The 9,650-nt window shown below is 33.8% G+C and carries 10 protein-coding genes, 1 tRNA gene and 1 pseudogene; 2 read left to right on the forward strand and 10 right to left on the reverse strand.

The features are described 5' to 3' along the window. The 7 genes from rplM to QZN33_RS11285 all read right to left on the reverse strand — a co-directional run. The coding region (gene rplM / locus QZN33_RS11255; RefSeq protein WP_296792638.1) for a 50S ribosomal protein L13 at positions 1-261 on the reverse strand (261 nt) is incomplete at its 3' end. Between the two features lie 13 nt (positions 262-274). After that, positions 275-640 (reverse strand): 50S ribosomal protein L18e, encoded by a 366-nt coding sequence (locus QZN33_RS11260; RefSeq protein ID WP_296792641.1) that lies wholly within the window; start codon positions 638-640, stop codon positions 275-277. Beyond that, positions 640-1,443, reverse strand: a complete 804-nt coding sequence (locus QZN33_RS11265) for a DNA-directed RNA polymerase subunit D (RefSeq protein ID WP_296792644.1) — start codon at positions 1,441-1,443, stop codon at positions 640-642. Before QZN33_RS11265 ends, QZN33_RS11260 begins: the two co-directional genes overlap by 1 nt. Positions 1,444-1,458: 15 nt before the next feature. Continuing rightward, on the reverse strand, positions 1,459-1,851 hold the full coding sequence (locus QZN33_RS11270; protein ID WP_069574667.1) for a 30S ribosomal protein S11: 393 nt from the start codon (positions 1,849-1,851) through the stop codon (positions 1,459-1,461). A gap of 11 nt (positions 1,852-1,862) precedes the next feature. Beyond that, positions 1,863-2,402, reverse strand: coding sequence for a 30S ribosomal protein S4 (locus QZN33_RS11275; RefSeq protein ID WP_296792648.1), 540 nt, complete (start codon positions 2,400-2,402; stop codon positions 1,863-1,865). 61 nt (positions 2,403-2,463) lie between these two features. Further along, a complete protein-coding gene (locus QZN33_RS11280; protein WP_296792652.1) occupies positions 2,464-2,913 on the reverse strand; it encodes a 30S ribosomal protein S13 in 450 nt (149 codons plus the stop codon). Positions 2,914-3,105: 192 nt separating this feature from the next. After that, positions 3,106-3,190 (reverse strand) — tRNA-Ser (locus QZN33_RS11285). Between the two features lie 228 nt (positions 3,191-3,418). On the opposite strand from QZN33_RS11285, the gene QZN33_RS11290 reads away from it, so the two are divergent. Beyond that, positions 3,419-3,985, forward strand: a complete 567-nt coding sequence (locus QZN33_RS11290) for a LemA family protein (RefSeq protein ID WP_296792655.1) — start codon at positions 3,419-3,421, stop codon at positions 3,983-3,985. Between the two features lie 20 nt (positions 3,986-4,005). Beyond that, the gene (locus tag QZN33_RS11295) at positions 4,006-5,796 is read left to right on the forward strand and encodes a DUF2207 domain-containing protein (RefSeq protein WP_296792659.1); all 1,791 of its coding nucleotides are present in this window, start codon (positions 4,006-4,008) and stop codon (positions 5,794-5,796) included. A 216-nt stretch (positions 5,797-6,012) separates the two neighbouring features. On the opposite strand, the gene QZN33_RS11300 is transcribed toward QZN33_RS11295, so the two are convergent. The 3 genes and pseudogenes from QZN33_RS11300 to QZN33_RS11310 form a co-directional block, all read right to left on the reverse strand. Then, positions 6,013-8,373: an Ig-like domain-containing protein gene (locus QZN33_RS11300; protein WP_296792661.1), complete on the reverse strand. Its 2,361-nt coding sequence runs from the start codon at positions 8,371-8,373 to the stop codon at positions 6,013-6,015. A gap of 130 nt (positions 8,374-8,503) precedes the next feature. Continuing rightward, the gene (locus QZN33_RS11305; protein WP_296792664.1) at positions 8,504-9,469 is read right to left on the reverse strand and encodes an RNA-guided pseudouridylation complex pseudouridine synthase subunit Cbf5; all 966 of its coding nucleotides are present in this window, start codon (positions 9,467-9,469) and stop codon (positions 8,504-8,506) included. A gap of 72 nt (positions 9,470-9,541) precedes the next feature. Beyond that, positions 9,542-9,650: pseudogene (locus QZN33_RS11310) on the reverse strand (50S ribosomal protein L14e); the annotation flags it as partial.

Raw genomic sequence — 9,650 nt, forward strand, 5'->3', positions numbered from 1 at the left:
TTTTTTGAAAGGTAACATTCCTCTTACAGTTCTTCTAAATATATCATCTGGTCTTCTAGGATATTTAGGACCTAAGTCACGAGGGTTGGAAATACTTGCCCTGTCAACTCTTTGTTTGTATTTTGCATAAGCCCAATCTTTATTACCAGTTAACATAATTTTTTCAGCATTAAGAATAATTACTTCTTCGCCTTCTAAAAGATTTTTACTAGTTACACTAGCTAATCTTCCTAAAACGCATCCTTCTCCATCAATAATCATAATAACACCCTATTTATTCCATGATCCTAATGTTTGATCCTTTAGGATTTGATTCGATTATCTCATCAATTGAGATGCATTCTCCACCAGCACTTTCGATTTTTTCCTGTGCTTTAGCTGAGAATTTTAATGCTACAACATTTACTTTTTCTTCTAAATTACCGTTTGATAAAACTTTACCTGGTACTAAAATAGTTTCATCTGCTTTAGCGTGTCTTGCAATGTCAGACAAATTTACTTCAGCAGTTCTTCTATTTGACCTTTCAAGTCTTTGTGCAACATCTTTCCAAATAGCTGCATCTTCATTTCTTGATTGTTCATAAAGTTTATTAATAAGTTCAATAAGGTTAGGATTTGTTTTTACTACTTTCTTAACCATTATTTACTTCCTCCTTCATCACTAAATTTGATAAACTTATCTGCTTTTTCACCTAATACGTCACAAGCTTTTAATAAAACTTCTTTAGGATGCATAGCACCATCTGTTTCAATTCTGAAAATAAAATCATTTGGACGGAATCCAACATTGATATAACCGTTGTCGGAAGCTCTTACACAGCTTTTACACATGGCACAGTCTTCAATGTCCAATATTTTAATTTTTTTGGATCGTCTGTCAGATTTTAAAATACCTCTTGGACATGCCTGAGCACAATCATAATCGATTTCAACATCATCATTGAAAGTTATTTCAGGATATTGTTTGTATGCACAAACAGTTGTTGGCATCCATTTTGCGTGTTCTTTTCCATATCCAACTTTAGCAACTGCTTCAATGTTAAGTACTTCATCTTCTTTAAGTTTTACTAAAGGTATAGTGTCGTAAACTGGTTTAATTTTTGAGTCAGAAGATTTTAAATCTTTAGAATAAACTACTTTAGGTCCTACTTCATTTAAAGTGAACATAATTCCGTTAGTATACTCTTCCCAACCTTCATCTTCAGGTAAAAGCATTCCTTCAAGAGCATCTAAATCAGAAACTAAAGGAGTTAAACCAAGCCTATGAGCAAGTACCTCATTAAACATTGCAGAATCATTTCTGATAATGTTTACATCTTCAATAGCTATTTTAGGCACATTAACCATTGCACATCTTCTAATAGCATTAATAAAAGGCACTTCTGCATCACGGATAATGAAAACCATTTCATTATCGCTTTGACTTTTTACTTCTATCTCCATATTAAACCCTTCCACTTATACTCTTCTTCCTCTTTTACCACCAGGTCTTCCAGTACCGTCGTGAGGAATTGGAGTGATATCTTCAATTTTACCTATTTTGATTCCAGCTCTTGCTAAAGCACGGATAGTAGCTTGTGCACCAGGTCCTGGACTTCTAGGTCCGTTTCCACCAGGAGCTCTTACTTTAATATGTAATCCAACAAATCCTTTTTCTTTAGCATCATCAGCTATTCTAGTTGCTGCAGCCATTGCTGCGAAAGGTGAAGCTTGCTGTCTGTCTGCACGAACAACTTTTCCACCAGACCATTGAGAAATAGTCTCAGCACCAGTAATATCTGTTACAGTAATAATAGTGTTATTAAATGATGAGTAAATATTAGCTATACCCCATTTTTCATCTTTTGCCATAGTTACACCCTTTATTCTTCTGTATTAGCTTTATTATCCTTATTTCTGTTGTACTCTTCAATTTGTTTTGCTACAGGTGAAGAACGGTAGAAACCGATTTCATCTTCTTGACCTTTTAAGACAACATAACTTGGTGAATTGATTTTTTTACCGTTTAAAGTTATGTGACCGTGTACAACAAACATTCTTGCTTCTTTAGGAGTACGAGCTAAACCTTTTTTGTATACAATAGTTTGTAATCTTCTTCTTAAGATATCTTCAACATTTAAATCTAAAATATCTTCAAGAGCAGCACCTTCTGGCAAAACACCGGTTCTAGCTAAGTGTCCTAATAATTGTAATTTCTCATTAACCATCTGATCAGTACCGAAACCAAGTAAGTACCTAGCTTCCCTACTGTATCTTCTGACTAAAGTATCAGCTTTCCAAATTTCTTTTTTGTTTTTTAAACCGTATTTAGTCATTAATTTGTTTTCATTTTTAATTCTTTCCGCATTCCAAGGATGTGGTGGTGTATTATACTTTTTCCTTGCTTTTCTAGGTTGTCCCATTAAAACATCTCCTTAATAAAATTGAATTTAAATAATTTAATTTATAAAAAAAGTTCCATGCCTATCCGCGTGAACGTTTTACACCAACTGAAGAACTTTTTCTGAAAGTAGATTTGGTTCTTTGACCTCTAACAGGTAAACCAACTTCGTGTCTTCTACCTTTGTAACTTCTGGTCTTTTTCATTCTGTTTAAATCATCTCTTAAAGTCATGTCAAGATCAGATTCAATTAAGTGAATGTCGTCACCAGTTTCGTAATCTTCTCTTCTGTTTAACATCCAGGATGGAATGTCAAATTTCTGAGGATTTTCCAAAATTTCTTCAATTCTTAAAACATCTTCGTCAGCAATGTATCCAATTTTAGCGTCTAAATCTAAGTCTAAAGTACGACACATAGTTTTAGATAAAGATATTCCAACACCTTTAATTTCAGTTAAAGCTTGTTCAATGGTTTTATTACCATTTACATCCTTTCTTGAAATACGCACTAAATGCTTAAAATCGTCTTCCATTAAATAACCTCCATTTATAGAGCGAACCTACGAGACGTAAAATATAGATTCGAATGTTTTGAAATATCAAAACACAGTTCTTTCAACTATTTAAAACTTAGTCTAAGTAAACTAAGAGTGCAAAAAAATATCAGTTTAACAAGTATTTTAATAATTGATAAAAATTAAAAAACTAAGTTAAAAACTAATAAACGCCGAGACTGGGATTTGAACCCAGGAGGGCTGAACGCCCACGAGATTTCCAGTCTCGCGCCTTACCAGGCTAGACTATCTCGGCATATAATAGTTAGCAATACTTGCACATCATATTAACTAGTATAATATGATAAAATAATATTTCTACTTACCAGTATATAAATGTATTGATTAATGCAAGAAATTTTTAAAAAAAATATGATTTCCACAATTAATTATATTTCTTCAGGTTTAAAATATTTTGCATCCCCCAACACAAAGACAAAATATATTTTTAATTAAATAATACTAATATTATAAAGGTGATATGATGGATATGATGACCATAATTTTAATAGTTATAATGATATTGGCGATAATTTTTATTGTCTATACATTTATACATTTATACAACAATTTAGTTGGTCTTAGAAACCGTGTGGAAAACAGTTACTCACAAATCGAAGTTCAACTAAAAAGAAGAAACGATTTAATTCCAAATCTTGTTGAAACTGTAAAAGGATACGCAGCTCATGAAAAGGAAGTATTCGAAAATGTTACCCAGGCCAGAAGCAACATGATGAATGCATCAGGCATTGATGAAGCAAGTGCTGCAAACGACCAGTTGAGCGGTGCTTTAAAATCATTATTTGCAGTAGCTGAAAGCTATCCTGAACTTAAAGCAAATTCAAATTTCCAACAACTGCAATCTGAATTAAGTGAAACTGAAGATAAAATTTCCTATGCAAGACAATTCTACAACGATGTTGTATTGAAATACAATAACGCATGCCAGCAATTCCCAAGCAGCATGTTTGCAAGATGGTTCCACTTTGAAACCGCAGAATATTTCGAAGCTCCTGAAAGTGAAATGGAAGTTCCTGAAGTAAAATTCTAAACAAATAGAGGTGAAATTATATGAATGTTAAAAAGACACTTTGTATAATTTTATTAATTTTTATATTATTTTCAGCGCTGAGCGTAGTTGCAGCAGACGACGACAAAAGCTATTCAATAGACCAGGCATTTGTTGAGCTGACCGTTGGAAGTAACGGTCTGCTGCATATAGATGAAATATATGAATACTCATTTGACGGAGAGTTTAATGGAGTATATAGGGACATCAAGCTTAAAGAAGGAGAAAGCATAGAAAATCTCAGTGTTAACACGACAGGAGCATATTCTATAGCTAAATTAACACATGAGGACGGATATGATCACATAACAATATATCTGTATGCCGATGAAGCGCACACCAAAAAGATAAAAGACACCGATGTTGAAGTATACATCAGCTATGACATGAAAAATGTTGTAACTCTCTTTAATGATGTTGGAGGGCTTCAGTATAAACTATGGGGAGAAGACTGGGATGTAGGAGTAGGCACTTTAACTGCTGTTGTTCATCTTCCTGGAAATGAAAGCAACACATATTTCTTAAATCCTCAGGAATACAACTCTACAAGTTATCTTATGGGAGATACAATAACATTAACATCAAACAGTATCCCATCTGGTGAATTTTATGAATTGCTTGTTTTGATGCCTGTAAGCGACTTTGAAAATGCAACCTATGCAAAACAGGTCCATGAAGATGGTAAAGACAAAATTATGCATAATCTGGAAAATAGCGTGAATGGACGGAACCTCTGGAATACTTTGTTTCTCATTTTAGGATTATTGGCCATGATCAGTCCGATAACTGGAATATTCATCTATTTCAAATATGGACGTGAACCTAAAGTGGATTATGATGGAATTTATGAAAGAGAATTGCCAACCAATGATCCCCCAGCAGTCATTAATGCACTGATGGACAACTCACATGATATTGGTACACCAAATATGGATGGATTTGAAGCAACAATTCTTGATTTGATAAATAGAAAAGTATTCAGTCTCGAGACTAAAAAAGACAGCAAAACCGAAATCAACGAATTATACCTGACATTGCATAAAGACACCACTTCAAATCTGGACATTCATGAACAGACCGTCGTAGATATTTTATCAATGTTTGCTGATGAAAACAATGTCGTTAATATGTCCGGTTTAAATGCAGATTTATCCGATGAAACAAATGCCAAACTATTCATGGAAGAGTATAACACATGGCAGAAAGATGTTAAACACGAATACCTGGACAGCGAAAATCTGAAAAGCTATTTCCACAAAAAAGGTTCATCACTTATGAAAAATCTTGGTGTGGCGGGAATAGTGGCCGGAATAATTATTATAGCATTGGGATTTTATACAAATCTTCACAACGGAGTATTTGCAATAGGAGGAGGAATCATTCTTACGGTATTTTCATTTATAGTTAGGATGCTGCCTGATGACATATTTGGACAATGGACTGAAAAAGGCAGAGTATTCTATCTCAAATGGAATAATTTCAGAAAGTTCCTTAAGGACAACAGTTTAATTAACGAACACCCTCCTGAATCAATAGTTATCTGGAAAAAGTATCTTATTTACGGCGCCGCACTTGGAGTAGCCGATGAGGTTTATGAAGCCATGAAACTTCAGGAGAAAAATATCGATTCAATTTTGGATGATGATGTGTTCCTATACCACCATTACGGAGGTTATTACCTTATGCATGATGCATTCGTGACCGGTCAATCAGCAGCCAATCCTTCATCAGACTCCGGCGGTTTCGGAGGTCTTGGAGGAGGATCTGGTGGTGGAGGTGGAGGTGCTTTCTAGCACTCCATTTTCATATCAAAGAGGATTATTCCTCTTAACTTTTCTTATTTTTTAAAACTTATCGAATTTTAATAAGTATACATGTACATGTAAAAAATTAAAAACATCACAAAAAAGCAATCATTTAAAAAAAATTAGAAAATCAACACATATACTTAAATTGAATTTAGAAAGTATAAAAATAATTAAAGGTAAAATTAAAATTAGATAAGGGAATTACCTGACAGTAATTGTGACTTTTTTGGTAATCTTATTGTAAATACTGTTTCCAGCATATGTAACTTCTGCAGTGTATTTACCTTTTTTAGTTAATTTGGTTAACTTGAAAATGGCCTGACCTTTCGTATTTGTTTTAGCCGTATATTTTTTCTTGTTAACCTTTATAGTAATCTTAATATTCTTCATGACCTTATTTTTATTAGTTTTTAATGTAACTGTGTATTTTTTAGTTTTATCTTTAACTTTTAATGTAACTTTAGGAGCAGTCATTTTTGGACTAACTTTTTTGACAGTGACTTTCGCTGTAGCAGAAGATTCCAGATAATTAGAGTCACCGGCAAAATGAATAGATACATCATATGTACCCGGAGTTAATGTCTTTGTAGGAATCATTACCTGACCCATATCATCTGTCAGATAGGTTTTTGTAACTCCATCCAAAACAACAGTGACTTTTGCATATTTTAAAGGAGTGCCTGAAGAATCATGCAGATTAACAATTAAAACCTTACCTGCCTGATAACTTGTAGTCAGGTCTGAAGCGTAAATAAAAGATGATTTCATAATAACAATTGAAATTTTAACAGGATCTGCCTCATAACAGTCATCATCTACAGTGAACTGGGCTTTATACTTACCGGCTGCCAGATTGACAAACCAATTATAACCTATTTCAGATTTATATGTTCCAATCACCTGATTTTTAGAGTTATATACTTTAATTGTTGCATTAACACCAGTTACAGGATAGTTAGGATTATCATACATTGAAATATGAATATCTCCACCAAATCCAACAATTCCTTCAAAATCAGAAACATATAAAGTATATACTGGCAAATTACCTTCAAATTCAGAATCAGAAATATATGTATTGAATTTAACTCCACCAGTGATTTTTGCAATATTCTTTACAAAGCGACATTCTGAAGCAGAAGCAGCATCAGAAGAAGAACCGGAAATTGCACCACCGTATTTTGCAGTATTTCCCTGAAAGAGAGATCTTATAGCAGATGACCTGTATGCTGCACCACCATACTCATCAGCAGTATTGTCATAAAAGGTACATGCCAGAACATCAGACAATGCTACTGCTCCACCATTAACTGCAGAATTATATCTGAATAATGATGAATCTGCACCACCTTCATATATAGCTCCACCTTCTTTTGTTGCAGTATTATAATAAAATTTACAATTGTCAGAGTGAGAGTTAAACATTGCCCCACCTTCAGCAGCAGTATTGCTTGTGAAAATACAATTTTTAGCAGAGTTCTGATACATTGCGCCACCTTTATTTGCAGTATTATTTGTAAAATTACAGTTTACGGCATAGGTTTCCATCAGAGCACCACCTACATTGAATGCATAATTTTCTTCAAAAATACAATTGTTTACAGAACCAGTATGCATTGCTCCTCCCTGGGCTGCATGATTTTCAATAAATGTGGAATCCAATACCGTGTATCCATATACAGCACCACCGTCATCCAAAGCTGAATTTCCTAAAAACAGACAGTTTGAAGCGGAGTTGGATCCTCCACCTATAGCACCTGCATGAGTAGCAGTATTATTAATAAATGTACAGTCTACAACATAAGCATTGAAAGCAGCACCTGAAAAACCCTCTGCAGAATTACCGATAAACGTACACTGACCTGCAGAACTGCCCTGCATAGCTCCTCCCTGTTTATGTGCTAGATTATCAATAAATGTTGATTTGGTAGCATAAACATCATATATTGCTCCACCTTCGTTTGCAACATTTTCCCGGAAAATGCAACTATCTGCACTGCCTTTATATATTGCACCACCCCGGTTATCTGCAGTATTGCCGGTAAAGATACAGTTTGACGCATAACCTCCAGATATAGCTCCTCCATGTGTAGTCGCATAGTTATTTGTAAAATTACAATTTGAAACAGCGAAATTTGAACCAAGTATGGCAGATCCAGTATCTGAATAAGCATTAATAAAATTAATATTGTTAAAGTTAACATAATTAGTTACACTAAAAATTCTAGCTTGTGAATTACCATTAATTGTATATCCTTCACCATAAATATTGATGGAACGTGAAATTGGAACTCCATTGAAAAATTGAGAATCTGTTGTTGGATTATATGCATAATTAGATTCCAGATGGACATTCCAATCAGAATTATCATTAATTAATGAATTCAAATCAGAGAATGATTTAGTGTTGGAAGATAAAGCTTCGCTATTTTCAACACTTTCAACTGAGATTTCATCATCTAAGCTAACAGAGCTATCTGTAATGTTTTCAGCTGCATTAACAGATGCCATAACTAAAAATGATACCAATAATATTGAAAGTATTATTTTTTTATTTAGCAAAATAAATCCCCCATAAATTATACTGATTTATAATTTGTTCTATTTGATATATATTGTTTATGTTTATTGAAACGATTAAAAAGGTATATAAATAATATGGAAGATGTGTATAAGATTAAAAAAAAAGTAATTATTTCCAAAATCTTGGATAGGTATCAGGTTTCATAAATACTTTAGAAACATTTACTGCAAAACCAGAGTCCGCTTCAAGAATTTCGTTTGAAGTTAAAAGAGAATGACCTGCCGCTACCAATTCACCCTTAAGTGTTTCAACAGCTACAATATCATTTTTCTGAATATTATCAGCAAGAGAAGCAATTCCTCCACATGCAAGATCCGCACCATGACAAACAGCATCAACAGCAGAATCCTTGATTATGATTTTCGGAAGATAATCTGCAGCTCTTTCCATAGGCATTATTGCATCACGCAGGAATGATTCATCACCGTCTTCAATATAGAAATGATATGCATCAGTAACATCCTGCAGAGTAACCAGATTGTTCTTTTCAGTGAATGAACCTACTTGAGTCCTTCTTAGTTCAGCCATATGAGCTCCAACACCTAATGCTTCACCGATATTGTGACAGTATGTCCTAACATAGGTTCCCGCTTCACAACCAATTCTGAAAAGCACATCTCTTCCTTCAATTTCATAAATTGTGGAATAATAAATGTTACGGGTTCTAAGCTCACGTTTAACTGCTGATTTTACAGGAGGCAACTGAAAAATTTTACCTGTAAATTCAGCAAATACTTCACGAATCTTATCTTCTGAAACATCATGATGAAAAGTTAAAAGACAAACGTATTCCTTTGGAGCAGTCAGTAAAAGCTGAATTGCACGTGTTGCATCATCCAGACCAACAGGCAAAATTCCTGTAACTTTAGGGTCCAAAGTTCCACCATGACCAGATTTTTCAAGTGGTAAAATCCTTTTAATCCATGCGTCTATTTCATGAGATGTCGGGCCGGATGGTTTATCTAAGTTTATTACCCCTTTAGAAATATACTCCATAATAGGCCTATCTTCAGGTTTGCAACCAAATTCAGGAGAAGTAAAACTTTCAGATTTTTTAACCATATTGAATTTCATGAAATATCCCTTTTAAAAAAAATAGTAAATAAAAAAAAGTTATGAATAATAATTTAATTATTCATTTAAAGTTTATAAGTCAGCTAAAGCTGCTTTAATAGAGTCAATGTCACCAGAAACATCGATAGAATCTTCGGTTGGTTCTAAGTGAGCAATGTTACATCTTCTGTTTTTAACTGCT

The sequence above is a fragment of the uncultured Methanobrevibacter sp. genome (genome assembly GCF_900314615.1).
In the GTDB taxonomy this organism is placed as follows: Archaea; Methanobacteriota; Methanobacteria; order Methanobacteriales; family Methanobacteriaceae; genus Methanocatella.

Bases quoted from the DNA above. Each gene is read 5' to 3' on its own strand.
- QZN33_RS11290 (WP_296792655.1), top strand. From the start codon at position 3,419: ATGGATATGATGACCATAATTTTAATAGTTATAATGATATTGGCGATA.
- QZN33_RS11265 (WP_296792644.1), bottom strand. From the start codon at position 1,443: ATGGAGATAGAAGTAAAAAGTCAAAGCGATAATGAAATGGTTTTCATT.
- QZN33_RS11305 (WP_296792664.1), bottom strand. From the start codon at position 9,469: ATGAAATTCAATATGGTTAAAAAATCTGAAAGTTTTACTTCTCCTGAA.
- QZN33_RS11275 (WP_296792648.1), bottom strand. From the start codon at position 2,402: ATGGGACAACCTAGAAAAGCAAGGAAAAAGTATAATACACCACCACAT.
- QZN33_RS11295 (WP_296792659.1), top strand. From the start codon at position 4,006: ATGAATGTTAAAAAGACACTTTGTATAATTTTATTAATTTTTATATTA.
- QZN33_RS11280 (WP_296792652.1), bottom strand. From the start codon at position 2,913: ATGGAAGACGATTTTAAGCATTTAGTGCGTATTTCAAGAAAGGATGTA.
- QZN33_RS11270 (WP_069574667.1), bottom strand. From the start codon at position 1,851: ATGGCAAAAGATGAAAAATGGGGTATAGCTAATATTTACTCATCATTT.
- QZN33_RS11260 (WP_296792641.1), bottom strand. From the start codon at position 640: ATGGTTAAGAAAGTAGTAAAAACAAATCCTAACCTTATTGAACTTATT.